The sequence below is a fragment of the Paraburkholderia bannensis genome (assembly GCF_014200455.1).
In the GTDB taxonomy this organism is placed as follows: domain Bacteria; phylum Pseudomonadota; class Gammaproteobacteria; order Burkholderiales; family Burkholderiaceae; genus Paraburkholderia; species Paraburkholderia bannensis_A.
The window spans coordinates 19,145-35,693 of record NZ_JACHBW010000010.1 but is presented as its reverse complement, the minus strand read 5'-3'; the positions used below and the strand labels follow the sequence as shown (position 1 = coordinate 35,693).

Here is a 16,549-nt window from a genome sequence, read left to right as displayed (position 1 = left end):
CAAAAATCTGTTTTTGTGCATTGAACAAATGACGGGAACGGGTTAGAATTTAAGTCTTGAAGCGATTCGCGGGTTGCAAAAATTGTTCTCCCGGATTGCATGTAGTGCCGACGTGGTGAAATTGGTAGACACGCTATCTTGAGGGGGTAGTGGCGAAAGCTGTGCGAGTTCGAGTCTCGCCGTCGGCACCAATGTATTCGATAAAATGCCAGCCGCTTGCTTCATCAGCTTCGGCTGGCATTTTTGCTTTATACGTCGTGTTTGTTTTGTTCGCAGCGCGAAAAAAGTAAAGCAATTCCCGCGGAGCGACCAGAAGTTCTCCTGCGGAACCTCAGAACCAACCGATAGAGGATAGCCTTGAACCTCGCTACCTATTACCCCGTCCTGTTGTTCCTTCTCGTAGGTCTTGGTCTGGGCGTGGCGCTGGTCAGTATCGGCAAGATCCTCGGTCCCAATCGGCCAAACAGCGAAAAGAATTCACCGTACGAGTGCGGCTTTGAAGCGTTCGAAGACGCGCGCATGAAGTTCGATGTACGGTATTACCTCGTGGCCATTCTCTTCATCATCTTCGACCTCGAAACGGCCTTCCTGTTTCCGTGGGGCGTGGCCCTGCGCGACATCGGCTGGCCGGGCTTCCTGTCGATGATGCTGTTTCTGCTCGAATTCCTGCTGGGCTTTGCCTACATCTGGAAGAAAGGTGGTCTCGACTGGGAATGACGGGTTAAATCGCCGGTTAGCATGGGCGGTACTGTGGGGGCACTGCAGGCCGTCCGCTGGAGTGGAAAGCAATGAGTATCGAAGGGGTCTTGAAGGAAGGGTTTGTCACCACTACGGCTGACAAGCTGATCAACTGGACGCGCACTGGCTCCCTGTGGCCAATGACGTTCGGCCTGGCGTGTTGCGCGGTCGAAATGATGCACGCGGGCGCGGCCCGTTACGACCTCGACCGCTTCGGCGTAGTGTTTCGCCCGAGTCCGCGTCAGTCCGACGTGATGATCGTCGCTGGCACCCTCTGCAACAAGATGGCGCCGGCGCTGCGCAAGGTCTACGACCAGATGGCCGAGCCGCGTTGGGTCATCTCGATGGGGTCATGCGCCAACGGTGGCGGTTACTACCATTATTCGTATTCTGTCGTGCGCGGCTGCGATCGCATCGTGCCCGTCGACGTCTACGTGCCGGGTTGCCCGCCTACAGCGGAAGCCCTCGTCTACGGGGTGATCCAGTTGCAGGCGAAGATTCGCCGCACTAGCACCATCGCCCGTCAATAAAGGCCAAACGCCTCCCCCACAATATGGCAAGCAAACTCGAGACCCTGAAAGCGAACCTCGAAGCGGCCCTTGGTGCGCGCGTCGTCAGCCTCACTGAAAAGCTCGGTGAGTTGACCTTGGTCATAAAAGCGGTAGATTACCTGAATGTCGCGACAGAATTGCGCGACAATCCGTCGCTGCGCTTCGAACAGTTGGTCGACCTGTGTGGCGTCGACTATCAAACCTATGGCGACGGCGTCTGGGAGGGTCCGCGTTTCGCGGCTGTCTCGCATCTGCTCTCCATCACGAACAACTGGCGTCTGCGTCTGCGCGTGTTCGCGCCGGACGACGATGTGCCTATCGTTCCCTCCGTTGTGGAAATCTGGAATTCGGCCAACTGGTACGAACGTGAAGCGTTCGACCTGTTCGGCATCGTCTTCGAAGGCCACCCCGACCTGCGCCGTATCCTGACCGACTATGGTTTCATCGGCCATCCGTTCCGCAAGGACTTCCCGATCTCCGGCTATGTCGAGATGCGATATGACCCGGAGCAGAAGCGCGTAGTCTATCAACCGGTTACGATCGAGCCGCGCGAGATCACGCCGCGTGTGATCCGCGAGGATCGCTACGGTGGTCTGAGGAAACACTAAGAGGGTCGCATGTCAGAGATCAAGAATTACACGCTCAACTTCGGCCCGCAGCACCCGGCAGCGCACGGTGTGCTGCGCCTCGTGCTCGAACTCGACGGCGAAGTGATCCAGCGCGCCGATCCGCATATCGGCCTGCTGCATCGCGCGACCGAAAAGCTCGCCGAAAACAAGACCTTCATCCAGTCCGTGCCGTACATGGACCGTCTCGACTACGTGTCGATGATGGTCAACGAGCACGGCTATGTGCTCGCGATCGAGAAGCTGCTCGGCCTCGAAGTGCCGATCCGCGCCAAGTACATCCGCGTGCTGTTCGACGAAATCACCCGCGTCCTGAACCACCTGATGTGGATCGGCTCGCACGGGCTCGACGTCGGCGCGATGGCGGTGTTCCTGTATGCGTTCCGCGAGCGCGAAGATCTGATGGACGTCTACGAGGCGGTGTCGGGCGCGCGTATGCACGCGGCGTACTACCGTCCGGGCGGCGTCTATCGCGATCTGCCGGACGCAATGCCGCAATACAAAGCGTCGAAAATCCACAACGAGAAGGCGCTCGCGAAGATGAACGAAGCGCGCCAGGGCTCGGTGCTGGACTTCATCGACGACTTCTTCACGCGCTTCCCGGGTTGTGTCGACGAGTATGAAACGCTGCTCACCGACAACCGCATCTGGAAGCAGCGTCTGGTGGGCATTGGCGTGGTCAGCCCCGAGCGCGCCATGCAGCTGGGTCTCACGGGCGCGATGCTGCGCGGTTCGGGCATCGAATGGGATCTGCGCAAGAAGCAGCCGTACGAAGTCTACGACCAGCTGGATTTCGACATTCCGGTGGGCGTCAATGGCGATTGCTACGACCGCTATCTCGTGCGTATCGAAGAGATGCGCCAGTCCACCCGGATCGCGAAACAGTGCATTGAGTGGCTGCGCAAGAATCCGGGGCCGGTGATGGTCGACAATCACAAGGTTGCGCCGCCGTCGCGCGTGAACATGAAGTCGAACATGGAAGAGCTGATTCACCACTTCAAGCTCTTCACGGAAGGCTTCCATGTGCCCGAAGGCGAGGCATACGCAGCCGTCGAGCATCCGAAGGGTGAATTCGGCATCTACCTGGTGTCGGATGGCGCGAACAAGCCGTATCGTCTGAAGATCCGCGCGCCCGGTTACGCCCACTTGTCGGCGCTGGATGAAATGGCGCGCGGCCACATGATTGCCGACGCGGTCACGATCATCGGTACGCAGGACATTGTGTTCGGTGAAATCGACCGCTAGGTAACAAACTGCCGGCGCGCACCGCAGGTGCGGTGCGCGCGGCGAAATACCGGGAACGCCACGTCTGACGCAGCGAGCAGGCATGCACAACGCGCGGCAGGAATTTGTCTGGCGGGAATTGAAACGGTAGGAATTGAAAGAGTCGTGTCTGAAATGATCTCAGCTGAAGGCCTGAAAGAAATCGATCGCGCGCTGTCGAAGTACCCCGCCGATCAGCGACAGTCCGCCGTGATGGCGGCTTTGGCCGTGGCTCAAGAGGAGCATGGCTGGCTGTCTGCCGAACTGATGCAGTTCGTGGCCGACTACATCGGCATGCCCCCGGTGGCAGTCCAGGAAGTCGCCACCTTCTATACGATGTTCGAGACCCGGCCGGTCGGCAAGCACAAGATCACGCTCTGCACGAACCTGCCGTGTCAGCTCGGCCCGGATGGCGGCGCGGAAGGCGCTGCCGACTATCTGAAGCAGAAGCTCGGTATCGACTTCGGCGAAACCACGCCCGACGGCAAGTTCACCTTGAAAGAAGGTGAGTGCATGGGCGCATGCGGCGACGCACCGGTGCTGCTGGTGAACAACCACCGCATGTGCAGTTTCATGAGCCGCGAGAAGATCGACCAGCTGCTCGAGGAGCTTGCGAAATGACTGCGTTGCACGATCGTCACATCAAACCCCTGATTCTCGCGGGCCTCAATGGCGAGAACTGGCACCTCCAGGACTACGTTGCGCGCGGCGGCTACGCCCAGTTGCGCCGTATCGTCGAGGAAAAGATTCCGCCCGAGCAGGTGATTGCCGACGTCAAAGCGGGTGGTCTGCGCGGCCGTGGCGGCGCGGGCTTCCCGACCGGCCTGAAGTGGAGCTTTATGCCGCGTCAGTTCCCGGGGCAGAAGTACCTCGTCTGCAACTCGGACGAAGGCGAGCCGGGTACGTTCAAGGATCGCGACATCCTGCGCCTGAACCCGCATGCGGTGATCGAAGGCATGGCCATCGGCGCGTACGCGATGGGCATCACCGTGGGCTACAACTACATCCACGGCGAAATCTTCGAGGTGTATCGACGTTTCGAAGCCGCGCTCGATGAAGCGCGCGCCGCGGGCTTTCTGGGCGACAACATTCTCGGCTCGGACTTCTCGTTCCAGTTGCACGCGCACCATGGTTATGGCGCTTACGTGTGCGGCGAGGAAACCGCGCTGCTCGAATCGCTCGAAGGCAAGAAAGGCCAGCCGCGCTTCAAGCCGCCGTTCCCGGCAAGCTTCGGCGTGTACGGCAAGCCCACCACGATCAACAACACCGAAACCTTCGCGGCCGTTCCCTTCCTGCTGACCGTCGGTCCGCAGGCGTACATGGAACTCGGCAAGCCGAACAACGGCGGCACCAAGATCTTCTCGATCTCCGGTGACGTGGAGCGTCCGGGCAATTACGAGATTCCGCTCGGCACGCCGTTCGCGACGCTGATGGAACTCGCCGGCGGCGTACGCGGCGGCAAGAAGCTCAAGGCCGTGATTCCGGGCGGCTCGTCGGCGCCGGTCATTCCGGGCGATCTGATGATGCAGACGGACATGGACTATGACTCCATCGCCAAGCAGGGCTCGATGCTCGGCTCGGGCGCGGTCATCGTCATGGACGAAACGCGCTGCATGGTGCGCTCGCTGCTGCGCCTCTCGTACTTCTACTACGAAGAGTCGTGCGGTCAGTGCACGCCTTGCCGCGAAGGCACGGGCTGGCTCTATCGCGTGGTGAACCGTATCGAGCACGGCCTTGGCCGCCAGGAAGACCTGGATCTGCTGAACTCGGTGGCGGGCAACATCATGGGGCGCACGATCTGCGCGCTCGGCGACGCGGCGGCCATGCCGGTGCGCGGCATGCTCAAGCACTACTGGGACGAATTCGAATATCACGTTCACAACAAGCGTTGTCTGGTCGGCGGTCATGCCGACTCGCACGCGGCCTCGGAAACCGTGGCCGCCTGACTGGGCGAGTGAAGACAGCGCGTTGTGCGCGAACCGCGTAGCGGGGAATGCCGCTGTGCAATTGAGCGGTAACAGGTTAGGGACGATTAACCATCATGGTTGAACTTGAAATAGACGGCAAGAAGGTGCAGGTGCCCGAGGGCAGCATGGTGATCCAGGCTGCGCAGCGCGTGGATACCTACATTCCGCACTTCTGCTATCACAAGAAGCTGTCCATCGCGGCCAATTGCCGGATGTGTCTCGTCGATGTCGAAAAGATGCCGAAGGCGGTGCCTGCGTGCGCGACGCCGGTGTCGCAGGGCATGGTCGTGCGCACGACCTCGGACAAGGCCGTGCAGGGCCAGCAAGCCGTGATGGAATTCCTGCTGATCAACCACCCGCTGGATTGCCCGATCTGCGATCAGGGCGGCGAGTGCCAGCTGCAGGATCTGGCAGTGGGTTACGGCAAGTCGGCCTCGCGCTTCAGCGAAGAAAAGCGCGTCGTGTTCCACAAGAACGTCGGTCCGCTCATCTCGATGGAAGAGATGTCGCGCTGCATCCACTGCACGCGCTGTGTGCGCTTTGGCGACGAAATCGCCGGCGTGATGGAGCTTGGCATGCTCGGCCGCGGCATGCACTCGGAAATCAGCACCTTCCTCGGCCAGACCGTGGATTCGGAGCTGTCGGGCAACATGATCGACCTGTGCCCGGTGGGCGCGCTCACGAGCAAGCCATTCCGCTTCTCGGCGCGTACCTGGGAACTGTCGCGCCGCAAGTCGGTGAGCCCGCACGATTCGACCGGTGCAAACCTCGTCGTGCAGGTGAAGAACAATCGCGTCATGCGCGTGCTGCCTTTCGAGAACGAAGCCGTCAACGAATGCTGGATCTCGGACAAGGACCGCTTCTCGTACGAAGGCCTGAACGCCGAAGACCGCCTCACGCGTCCGATGATCAAGCAGGGCGGCGAGTGGGTCGAAACCGACTGGCAGACCGCGCTTGAATACGTCGTCAAGGGCATTCGCGGCATCAGCGACGATCATGGCGAGAACATGCTCGCCGCGCTGGTCAGCCCGCATAGCACCGTCGAAGAACTGTATCTCGTGAAGCAGCTTGCGGACGCGATCGGCACGCCGAACGTCGACTTCCGCCTGCGCCAGAGCGACTTCTCTGCGCCGCTGGAAGGCGCGCCGTGGCTCGGCACGAAGATCGCCGATCTGTCGTACGCAGACTCCGCCTTCATCGTCGGCTCGTTCCTGCGTCGCGACCACGCGCTGTTCGCCGCGCGTCTGCGTCAGGCTGCGAAGGGCGGCGCCCAGGTGTCGTTCCTCAACGCGACGGCCGATGGCTCGCTGATCCCGAACGCACAACGCATCGTCGCTGCGCCGTCGGCATGGCTCGACGAACTGGCGGCGATTGCAGCAGCGGTTGCCGAAGCGAAGGGCGTCGCTGTGCCGGAAGGCTTCGCTGGCGCACAGGCGAGCGAAGCCGCGAAGCAGGTCGCCGCATCGCTTGCAGCAGGCGAGCGCCGTTTCGTGCTGCTCGGCAACGCCGCGGTTCAGCATCCGGAATTCTCGCGTCTGCACGCCGCGGCTCACTTCATCGCTGAGACCACGGGCGCCACGCTCGGCTTCCTCACGGAAGCCGCCAACACGGTTGGCGCGCATCTGGTTGGCGCGCTGCCGGGCCGCGAAGGTCTGAACGCACGCGAAGTGTTCGAGCAGCCGCGCAAGGGTTATCTGCTCTTTAACGTCGAACCCGAATTCGACACGGCCAATCCGGCTGCTGCGCGCGCTGCGCTCGCGCAAGCCGAAATGGTCGCGGTGTTCTCGCCGTTCAAGACCGGCCTCGATTACGCCGATGTGCTGCTGCCGATCGCGCCGTACACGGAAACGTCGGGCACCTTCGTCAATGCCGAAGGCACCGTGCAGATCTTCAACGGCGTGGTGCGCCCGCTTGGCGAAACGCGTCCGGCCTGGAAGGTCCTGCGCGTGCTCGGTAACCTGCTCGGCCTGCCGGGCTTCGAATACGACGCCGCCGAAGAAGTGCGCCGCAAGGCTATCGGCGACGGCAGCTTCGAAGCGCGTCTGTCGAACAAGGCTGGCGCAGCGGTTGCACGTGGCAGCCTCGCGAAGGCAGCGCAAGGCCGCTTCGAGCGTATCGCCGATGTGCCCATCTATCACGCCGATCCGATCGTGCGCCGCTCCGAGGCGTTGCACCTCACCACGGCCGCGCGCGTGGCCAACGCGGTTGGCTTGCCGGCCGCGCTGTTCGACCAGCTCGGCCTGAAGGAAGGCGAAGCCGTGCGCGTGCGCCAAGGCGAGCTGTCGGTGACGCTGCCCGCGACGCGTGATGCGAATCTTGCGCCGACGGCGGTGCGTTTGTCGGCGGCCACGCCGGCCGGTGCGCAGCTCGGCAGCCTGTTCGGTGAACTGCTGGTGGAGAAGGCGTAAATGAGCTTGTTCGATACGATCAATGCAGGCGGCAGCCAGCTGCTCGGCGTGGCCTGGCCCACGGTGTGGGCGCTGGTGCGCATTCTCGTCGTCGCGGTGGTGATCCTGCTGTGCGTGGCGTACCTGATCCTGTGGGAGCGCAAGCTCATCGGCTGGATGCATGTGCGTCTGGGCCCGAACCGCGTCGGTCCTGGCGGCATGCTGCAGCCGATCGCCGACGTGCTGAAGCTGCTGCTCAAGGAAGTCATCCAGCCCGCCCAGGCGAGCCGCTGGGTCTACATGGTCGCGCCGATCATGGTGGTGGTGCCGGCCTTCGCAGTCTGGGCGGTGATTCCGTTCCAGGCAGGCGCGGTGCTCGGCGACATCAACGCCGGTCTGCTCTACGTGATGGCGATTTCCTCGTTCGGCGTCTACGGTGTGATTCTCGCCGGCTGGGCTTCGAACTCGAAGTACGCGTTCCTGGGCGCCATGCGCGCCGCAGCGCAGATGGTGTCGTATGAAATCGCGATGGGCTTTGCGCTCGTCGTGGTGCTGATGGTGTCGGGCAGCCTCAACCTGTCGGACATCGTGCGCCAGCAGATGCAGGGCATGTTCGCGAGCCACGGCATCACGTTCCTTTCGTGGAACTGGCTGCCGCTCTTGCCGATGTTCGTCGTCTACTTCATCTCGGGTCTCGCGGAAACCAACCGTCACCCGTTCGATGTGGTCGAAGGCGAATCGGAAATCGTGGCCGGTCACATGGTCGATTACTCGGGGATGGGCTTCGCGCTGTTCTTCCTCGCCGAGTACATCAACATGATCGTGATCTCGGCGCTCACGTCGGTGCTGTTCCTTGGCGGCTGGAGCGCACCGTTCGCGTTCCTCGATTTCATCCCGGGCGTGTTCTGGCTGGTCCTGAAGACCTTCTTCTTCCTGTCGGTATTCATCTGGGCCCGCGCGACGTTCCCGCGCTTCCGCTATGACCAGATCATGCGTCTGGGCTGGAAAGTGTTCATTCCGGTGTGCGTGGTCTGGCTGATCGTGGTGGGCTTCTGGTATATGTCGCCGCTGAGCATCTGGAAATAAGGGGCGAACGAAACATGACCGCTATTCAACAGTTTTTCAAGACGTTCTTCCTGACCGAGCTGCTCAAAGGTCTCGCGCTGACGGGTCGCTACACCTTCAAGCGCAAGGTCACGGTGCAGTTCCCGGAGGAAAAGACCCCGATCTCGCCGCGTTTTCGCGGGCTGCATGCGCTGCGCCGCTATGAAAATGGCGAAGAGCGCTGCATCGCGTGCAAGCTGTGCGAAGCCGTGTGCCCGGCGATGGCCATCACCATCGAATCGGACGTGCGCGCCGACAACACGCGCCGCACCACGCGCTACGACATCGATCTGACCAAGTGCATCTTCTGCGGTTTCTGCGAAGAGAGCTGCCCGGTCGATTCGATCGTCGAAACGCACATTCTCGAGTACCACGGCGAGAAGCGCGGCGATCTGTATTTCACGAAGGAAATGCTGCTGGCCGTGGGCGATCGCTACGAAGCGCAGATCGCGGCGAACAAGGCAGCAGATGCACCGTACCGTTGATCTTCAGTTTGACGCTGCATCGGCCCGCGGTTCGGGCCGGCTGCGGGGTGCGCCTGCGCCTGAAAATGCCGCGACTCCGTATGCCGCCCCTCGCGGCGCGACGCTCCCTGGTCTGGCCGCCAGTCTGCGCTGCGCAATCCGCCTTATGATGGCCTCAACGATGAACCAGTAATCATGGAATTCACGACCGTCCTGTTCTACATCTTCGCACTGCTGCTCACGCTGTCAGGGCTGAAGGTGATCACCGCGCGCAATCCTGTCTCGTCCGCGCTCTTTCTCGTGCTCGCGTTCTTCAATGCGGCCGCGGTCTGGATGCTGCTCGAGGCCGAATTCCTCGCGATCCTGCTGGTGCTCGTCTACGTGGGCGCGGTGATGGTGCTGTTCCTGTTCGTCGTGATGATGCTGGACATCAACGTCGACGTGCTGAGCCGCGACTTCAAACGCTTCATCCCGGTGGCGACCATCGTCGGCGCGATCATGGTGATCGAAACCGCCCTGATCCTCTGGCACGGCTACGGCGCGACCACCACGCCAGTGGCCGACGGCTCGCTCGCTGCGGCGCAGTCGGGTGCGATGTCGAACACGCATCTGATCGGCAAGATCATCTACACCGATTACATCTTCGCTTTCGAAGTCGCCGGCCTCGTGCTGCTGGTGGCGATCGTCGCGGCAATCGGCCTGACCGTGCGCGAGCCGAAGGATAGCAAGCGCCAGGACGTGTCGAAGCAGGTCGCCGTGCGCGCCAGGGACCGTGTGCGCATCGTGAAGATGGCGGCCGTGGTCGAGGTGCCGGAAGAACCCGAAGCCGCGCCGGCCGACGCCGCTGCAGCGGCTCCCGCTGCGCCTGGTGCTGCTCCGGCCGCGCCCGCAACGAAGAGCTAAGGAGCGAATCATTATGTTGACCCTGGCCCATTACCTTGTCCTCGGCGCGATCCTGTTTGCGATCTCGATCGTCGGCATCTTCCTGAATCGGCGCAACGTCATCATCATCCTGATGGCGATTGAACTGATGTTGTTGGCGGTGAACACGAACTTCGTTGCGTTCTCGCATTATCTCGGTGACGTTCACGGACAGATTTTCGTGTTCTTCGTGCTTACAGTTGCGGCGGCGGAAGCAGCAATTGGTCTGGCTATTCTTGTGACTCTGTTCCGCAGCCTCGACACGATCAATGTCGAGGATCTCGATCAGCTCAAAGGCTAAGGCAGGCGGTTATGGCTACGACACTCAACGAAAACTTGCTGCTGGCGATTCCGCTGGCTCCGCTCGCCGGCTCGCTCATCGCGGGTCTATTCGGCAAGACAGTGGGGCGCGCCGGCGCGCATACGGTCACCATTCTCGGCGTCGCGGTGGCGTTCGTGCTCTCGTGCATGACGTTCTTCGACGTGCTGAACGGTGCGAGCTTCAACGCGACCGTCTACGAATGGATGTCGGTGGGCGGCCTGAAGTTCGAAGTGGGCTTCCTGATCGACTCGCTCACGGCGCTGATGATGATCGTCGTGACCTTCGTGTCGCTGATGGTGCATATCTACACGATCGGCTATATGGCCGAAGAAGAGGGCTACCAGCGTTTCTTCTCGTACATCGCGCTGTTCACGTTCTCGATGCTGATGCTGGTGATGGCCAACAACTTCCTGCAGCTGTTCTTCGGCTGGGAAGCGGTGGGCCTGGTTTCGTACCTGCTGATCGGCTTCTACTTCAAGCGTGAAAGCGCCATCTACGCGAACATGAAGGCGTTCCTCGTGAACCGCGTGGGCGACTTCGGCTTCCTGCTGGGCATCGGTCTGTTGCTTGCGTACGGCGGCTCGCTCAACTACAACGATGTGTTCGCGAAGGGCCACGAACTTTCCGCGCTGACGTTCCCGGGCACCTCGTGGAACCTGCTGACGGTTTCGTGCATCTGCCTGTTCATCGGCGCGATGGGTAAGTCGGCGCAGTTCCCGCTGCACGTCTGGCTGCCCGATTCGATGGAAGGCCCGACGCCGATCTCCGCATTGATTCACGCGGCAACCATGGTGACGGCCGGTATCTTCATGGTCGCACGCATGTCGCCGCTGTTCGAACTGTCGGACGCCGCGCTCTCGTTCATCGTCGTGATCGGCGCTATTACCGCGTTGTTCATGGGTTTCCTTGGCGTCGTGCAGAACGACATCAAGCGCGTGGTCGCGTACTCGACGCTCTCGCAGCTTGGCTACATGACGGTGGCGCTCGGCGTGTCGGCTTATCCGGTCGCGATCTTCCACCTGATGACGCACGCGTTCTTCAAGGCGCTGCTGTTCCTCGGCGCGGGTTCGGTCATCATCGGCATGCACCACGACCAGGACATGCGCAACATGGGCGGCCTGCGCAAGTACATGCCCATCACGTGGATCACGTCGCTCGTCGGTTCTCTCGCGCTGATCGGCACGCCGTTCTTCTCGGGCTTCTACTCGAAGGATTCGATCATCGACGCCGTGAAGCTCTCGCACCTGGCGGGTTCGGGCTTCGCGTACTTCGCGGTCGTGGCGAGCGTGTTCGTGACGGCGCTGTACTCGTTCCGCATGTACTTCCTCGTCTTCCACGGTGAGGAGCGCTTCCGCGGTCCGAAGCATCCGGAATCGCCGATGGCGATCGAGGCGGCTCATTCGGCTCAAAGCGGCCATGGCCACGGCGACCACGGTCACGACGATCATCACGTGCACGTTCCGCACGAATCGCCGTGGGTGATCTGGGTGCCGCTGGTGCTGCTCGCGATTCCGTCGATCATCGCCGGTGCTTATGCGATCCAGCCGCTGCTGTTCGGTTCGTTCTTCCAGAGCGGCGTAGCATTCGACAAGGTGATCTTCATCGGCCAGAACCATCCGGGTCTGAGCGAGATGGCAGAAGAGTTCCAGGGCTGGGCCGCGATGGGCGCGCATGCGTTCTCGGGTCTGCCGGTGTGGCTTGCACTCGCAGGCGTGGTGGTGGCGTGGTTCTTCTACATGAAGCGCCCGGATCTGCCCGCGGTGGTGCAACGCACGTTCTCGCCGGTCTACAAGCTGCTGGCAAATGCGTATTACCTCGACAAGATCAACGAAATCGTCTTCGCTCGCGGAGCAGTCGCGATCGGTCGCGGTCTGTGGAAGGAGGGCGATGTCGTCGTGATCGACGGCGTCGTGAACGGGAGCGCCAAGTTTATCGGCTGGTTTGCAACTGTCATTCGTTTCCTGCAATCCGGCTATATCTATCACTACGCATTCGCCATGATTATTGGCATGCTTGGCCTCCTTACCCTGTTTGTAACGCTCAGCGGCAAATAAGGCGAGGAAACGCATGCACGCAACCCCGATTCTCAGTATTGCGATCTGGATGCCGATCGTTTTTGGCATCATCGTTTTAGTAGTGGGTTCCGACCGGAACCCGGGCCGGGCCCGCTGGCTTGCGCTCATCGGTTCAGTGCTTAGTTTCCTCGTTACCTTGCCGCTCGTTTCGGGCTTCGACACCACCACGGCTGCGCTGCAGTTCGAGGAGAAGTCGGTCTGGATCGACCGTTTCAACATTGCCTATCACCTGGGCGTCGACGGCATCGCAGTGTGGTTCGTGGTGCTCACGGCGCTCATCACCGTGATCGTCGTGATCGCGGGCTGGCAGGTCATCAAGGAAGACGTCGCGCAGTATTTCGCCGCCTTCCTTGTCCTGTCGGGTCTGATGATCGGCGTCTTTTGCGCCGCCGATGGCCTGTTGTTCTACGTGTTCTTCGAAGCCACCCTGATCCCGATGTACATCATCATCGGCGTCTGGGGCGGCCCGAATCGCGTGTACGCGGCCTTCAAGTTTTTTCTGTACACGCTGGCCGGCTCGCTGCTGATGCTGATCGCGTTGCTGTATCTGTATCGTGTGACGCACACGTTCGAACTGGCTGCATGGCAGGACGCCAAGCTCGCGATGACGCCGCAGATTTTGCTGTTCGTCGCCTTCTTCTTCGCGTTCGCGGTCAAGGTGCCGATGTTCCCGGTGCACACGTGGTTGCCGGACGCACACGTCGAAGCGCCCACGGGTGGTTCGGTGGTGCTGGCCGCCATCATGCTGAAGCTGGGCGCGTACGGTTTCCTGCGTTTCTCGCTGCCGGTGACGCCGGACGCCAGTCACTATCTGGCGCCCGTTATCATCACGCTGTCGCTGATTGCGGTGATTTACATCGGCCTCGTCGCGATGGTGCAGTCGGACATGAAAAAGCTGGTCGCGTATTCGTCGATCGCCCACATGGGCTTCGTCACGCTCGGCTTCTTTATGTTCGGCCCGTCGAGCCAGCTGGCGGTCGAAGGCGGGATCATCCAGATGATCTCGCACGGCTTCGTGTCGGGCGCCATGTTCCTGTGCATCGGGGTGCTGTACGACCGCATGCATACGCGCCAGATCGCCGATTACGGCGGCGTGGTCAACACGATGCCGAAGTTCGCGGCGCTGGCCATGCTGTTTGCGATGGCCAACTGCGGACTGCCGGGCACCTCGGGATTCGTCGGCGAATTCATGGTGATTCTGGCAGCAGTGAAGTTCAACTTCTGGATCGCATTCGGGGCGGCGTTCACGCTGATCCTGGGCGCGGCCTATACGTTGTGGATGTACAAGCGGGTGTACTTCGGCGCCATCTCGAACGATCACGTTCGCGAGCTGAAGGACATCAACAGCCGTGAGTACGGAATTCTCGTCGTGCTCGCGCTGTTCACGCTTTTCATGGGCATCTACCCGAAGCCCTTTACCGATGTGATGCACGTTTCCGTGGAAAACCTCCTCTCCCACGTCGCAGTGTCGAAACTGCCGCTGTCACAGTAATACCGAGCGGAGGAACAAAAGATCATGCCAAACGCCCCTATGTACGCTCTGCTACCCGATGCGCTGGTTCTCACCGGCATCATCGTCGCGTGGCTCAACGACACGTTCTCCAGCCCTTCGGGCCGGCGCACGACCTATCTCATCGCGCTGCTGACGACGATCGTCGCCGGCATCTGGTTCGCGGTGAACGCCTTCGACCCGCACGTGAGTTATTTCTTCACGCGCATGTATGTGGTCGATCCGTTCGCCAGTGCGATGAAGGCGGTCGTCACGCTTGGCTACGCCGTGTCGATCGTGTACTCGCGCAAGTACCTGGAAGACCGGGACCTGTTCCGGGGCGAATTCTTCCTGCTTGGCATGTTCTCGCTGCTCGGCCAGATCGTCATGATCTCGGGCAACAACTTCCTCACGCTGTACCTCGGCCTCGAACTGATGTCGCTGTCGCTCTACGCGCTGATCGCGCTGCGCCGCGACGCCTCGCAGTCGAACGAAGCGGCCATGAAGTACTACGTGCTGGGCGCGCTCGCTTCGGGCTTCCTGCTCTACGGCATCTCGATGCTGTACGGTGCGACGGGTTCGCTTGATCTGTCGGATGTGTTCAAGGCGGTCGCCTCGGGCCACATCAACGACATCGTGCTTCTGTTCGGCGTGGTGTTCGTGGTTGCAGGCGTGGCGTTCAAGATGGGTGCGGTGCCGTTCCACATGTGGGTGCCGGACGTCTATCAAGGCGCGCCTACGGCCATGACGCTGCTCACCGGCGGCGGCCCCAAGGTTGCGGCCTTCGCCTGGGCAGTGCGCTTCCTCGTCATGGGCTTGCTGCCGCTGGCGGTGGACTGGCAGGAAATGCTGATCATTCTCGCGGCGCTGTCGATGATCGTCGGCAACATCACCGGTATCGTCCAGCGTAACGTCAAGCGCATGCTGGCGTATTCGGCGATCTCGAACATGGGCTTCGTGCTGCTCGGCCTGCTGGCCGGCATCGTCGACAACAAGGCCACGGGCGCAGCCAGCGCGTACAGCTCGGCGATGTTCTACAGCATCGTCTACCTGATCACGACGCTTGGCGCGTTCGGGGTGGTGATGATGCTCGCGCGCCGCGACTTCGAAGCGGAAACGCTCGACGACTTCAAGGGCCTGAACCATCGCAGCCCGATGCTCGCGTTCGTCATGATGCTGGTGATGTTCTCGCTCGCCGGCATTCCGCCGACGGTCGGTTTCTACGCGAAGCTCGCTGTGCTCGAAGCGACGATGAACGCCGGCCTCACCTGGCTCGCGATTCTCGCTGTGGTCACGTCGCTGTTCGGCGCGTTCTATTACCTGCGTATCGTCAAGCTGATGTACTTCGATGCGCCGCAGGACACCTCGCCGATCGTGAGCCACGCAAGCAACCGCGCGCTGCTGACGATCAACGGTGTGGCAGTGCTCGTGCTCGGCATCATTCCTGGCCCGCTCATGTCGCTCTGCCTGCAAGCCGTCACGCACACGCTGCCTCTGTAATGTCGGCAGCCGGTTGGTTCATCGTGTTGTTGGCGCTCGCGGGCGCCAACCTGCCGTTTTTCAATCAGCGTCTGTTTGGCTTTGTCCCGCTGCGCGCAGCTAAAAAAAGCGCGTGGATCCGCATTGCTGAAATGATCGTGCTGTATTTTGTGGTTGGCGCGTTTGGCTTCCTGCTCGAAGCTCGCGCCGGTAACCGCTTCGACCAGGGCTGGCAGTTCTACGCCATCACGTTCAGTCTTTTTGTCGTGTTCGCGTTCCCCGGCTTCACCTGGCAATATCTCGTCAAGCGCCGTCCGGCGTAGACCGACCAGAAGCGCGCGCCTCGCCTGACAGCGGGGCGCACGCTTTCGATTTTCCCGATCGCATCGCGGCTTGACCGCGCCTCGCCGATCCCATTCCTGTTTTCGATCCTCCCGAGGTTGAACCATGGCTGCTGAAGATCAGAACCACGACGCGGCGCTAGCCGAGACGTGTGTGGAAAGCACGACGCTCCACGCGGGCAAATTCCTCACGCTCAAGTGCGACACGGTGGCTTTGCCCGACGGCAAGCACGCCACGCGCGAATACGTCCAGCATCCGGGCGCGGTGATGGTGATCCCGCTGTTCGACGATGGCCGCGTGCTGATGGAGCGCCAGTACCGTTATCCGCTCTCGCGCGTCATGACCGAATTCCCGGCGGGCAAGCTCGACCCGCAGGAAGGGGCGCTTGCCTGCGCGAAGCGCGAACTCAAGGAAGAGACGGGCTACGAGGCGCGCGAGTACATCTATCTCGCCAAAATCCATCCGGTGATTTCGTACTCGACCGAGTTTATCGACCTCTATCTGGGCCGCGGTCTGACCGCGGGCGAGTCGAAGCTCGACGAAGGCGAATTCCTGGAAACCTTTACCGCGACGCTGCCCGAACTGCTTGAGTGGGTGCGCGAGGGCAAGATCACGGACGTGAAGACCATCATCGGTACGTTCTGGCTGGAGAAGGCGCTGTCGGGTAGCTGGCCGCTCGCACAACCGGCGTAAGGCAGCAGAGATGTTCAAAAGAACGGCGGCCCGCAAGGCCGCCGTTTTCACATTCGCGCCACAGAAGGCGTTTAGGTAAAGGCAAGCGGGCCGACGCACGCAGCGCTACAATCGACCACCGATCGATC

General features: G+C 61.4%; 16 protein-coding genes and 1 tRNA gene. All 17 read left to right on the top strand.

Annotated elements, in window-relative coordinates; translation table 11 throughout:
- Positions 1-106: 106 nt before the first annotated feature.
- The 17 genes from F4827_RS17560 (at position 107) to F4827_RS17480 (ending at position 16,421) form a co-directional block, all read left to right on the top strand.
- Positions 107-191: transfer RNA gene (locus F4827_RS17560), tRNA-Leu, on the top strand.
- Positions 192-357: 166 nt separating this feature from the next.
- A complete protein-coding gene (ndhC, locus tag F4827_RS17555; RefSeq protein ID WP_027819583.1) occupies positions 358-717 on the top strand; it encodes an NADH-quinone oxidoreductase subunit A in 360 nt (119 codons plus the stop codon).
- Between the two features lie 71 nt (positions 718-788).
- Positions 789-1,268, top strand: coding sequence for an NADH-quinone oxidoreductase subunit B family protein (locus F4827_RS17550; RefSeq protein WP_027819582.1), 480 nt, complete (start codon positions 789-791; stop codon positions 1,266-1,268).
- A 23-nt stretch (positions 1,269-1,291) separates the two neighbouring features.
- On the top strand, positions 1,292-1,897 hold the full coding sequence (locus F4827_RS17545) for an NADH-quinone oxidoreductase subunit C (protein WP_183725386.1): 606 nt from the start codon (positions 1,292-1,294) through the stop codon (positions 1,895-1,897).
- Positions 1,898-1,906: 9 nt separating this feature from the next.
- Positions 1,907-3,160, top strand: a complete 1,254-nt coding sequence (locus F4827_RS17540; protein WP_183725385.1) for an NADH-quinone oxidoreductase subunit D — start codon at positions 1,907-1,909, stop codon at positions 3,158-3,160.
- 153 nt (positions 3,161-3,313) lie between these two features.
- Positions 3,314-3,799 (top strand): NADH-quinone oxidoreductase subunit NuoE, encoded by a 486-nt coding sequence (nuoE, locus tag F4827_RS17535; RefSeq protein ID WP_183725384.1) that lies wholly within the window; start codon positions 3,314-3,316, stop codon positions 3,797-3,799.
- Positions 3,796-5,124 carry an NADH-quinone oxidoreductase subunit NuoF gene (nuoF, locus tag F4827_RS17530; protein WP_183725382.1) on the top strand — a complete coding sequence of 443 codons (1,329 nt, stop codon included), beginning with the start codon at positions 3,796-3,798 and terminating at the stop codon, positions 5,122-5,124. Before nuoE ends, nuoF begins: the two co-directional genes overlap by 4 nt.
- Positions 5,125-5,219: 95 nt before the next feature.
- Positions 5,220-7,553 (top strand): NADH-quinone oxidoreductase subunit NuoG, encoded by a 2,334-nt coding sequence (nuoG, locus tag F4827_RS17525; RefSeq protein WP_183725380.1) that lies wholly within the window; start codon positions 5,220-5,222, stop codon positions 7,551-7,553.
- On the top strand, positions 7,554-8,618 hold the full coding sequence (gene nuoH, locus F4827_RS17520; RefSeq protein ID WP_167069901.1) for an NADH-quinone oxidoreductase subunit NuoH: 1,065 nt from the start codon (positions 7,554-7,556) through the stop codon (positions 8,616-8,618). It begins immediately after the preceding gene.
- Between the two features lie 14 nt (positions 8,619-8,632).
- Positions 8,633-9,121: an NADH-quinone oxidoreductase subunit NuoI gene (gene nuoI, locus F4827_RS17515; protein ID WP_183725378.1), complete on the top strand. Its 489-nt coding sequence runs from the start codon at positions 8,633-8,635 to the stop codon at positions 9,119-9,121.
- A gap of 174 nt (positions 9,122-9,295) precedes the next feature.
- Positions 9,296-10,003 (top strand): NADH-quinone oxidoreductase subunit J, encoded by a 708-nt coding sequence (locus tag F4827_RS17510; RefSeq protein ID WP_183725376.1) that lies wholly within the window; start codon positions 9,296-9,298, stop codon positions 10,001-10,003.
- A 13-nt stretch (positions 10,004-10,016) separates the two neighbouring features.
- Positions 10,017-10,322: an NADH-quinone oxidoreductase subunit NuoK gene (nuoK, locus tag F4827_RS17505; protein ID WP_006052894.1), complete on the top strand. Its 306-nt coding sequence runs from the start codon at positions 10,017-10,019 to the stop codon at positions 10,320-10,322.
- An 11-nt stretch (positions 10,323-10,333) separates the two neighbouring features.
- Entirely contained in the window at positions 10,334-12,397 is a 2,064-nt protein-coding gene (gene nuoL / locus F4827_RS17500; RefSeq protein ID WP_183725374.1) for an NADH-quinone oxidoreductase subunit L, read from the top strand.
- 13 nt (positions 12,398-12,410) lie between these two features.
- Positions 12,411-13,910 carry an NADH-quinone oxidoreductase subunit M gene (locus F4827_RS17495; RefSeq protein WP_183725372.1) on the top strand — a complete coding sequence of 500 codons (1,500 nt, stop codon included), beginning with the start codon at positions 12,411-12,413 and terminating at the stop codon, positions 13,908-13,910.
- A gap of 24 nt (positions 13,911-13,934) precedes the next feature.
- Positions 13,935-15,407, top strand: a complete 1,473-nt coding sequence (gene nuoN / locus F4827_RS17490) for an NADH-quinone oxidoreductase subunit NuoN (protein WP_260175271.1) — start codon at positions 13,935-13,937, stop codon at positions 15,405-15,407.
- Positions 15,407-15,709: a DUF2818 family protein gene (locus tag F4827_RS17485; protein WP_183725370.1), complete on the top strand. Its 303-nt coding sequence runs from the start codon at positions 15,407-15,409 to the stop codon at positions 15,707-15,709. Before nuoN ends, F4827_RS17485 begins: the two co-directional genes overlap by 1 nt.
- 124 nt (positions 15,710-15,833) lie before the next feature.
- Positions 15,834-16,421 (top strand): NUDIX domain-containing protein, encoded by a 588-nt coding sequence (locus F4827_RS17480; RefSeq protein ID WP_183725368.1) that lies wholly within the window; start codon positions 15,834-15,836, stop codon positions 16,419-16,421.
- Positions 16,422-16,549: the final 128 nt, after the last annotated feature.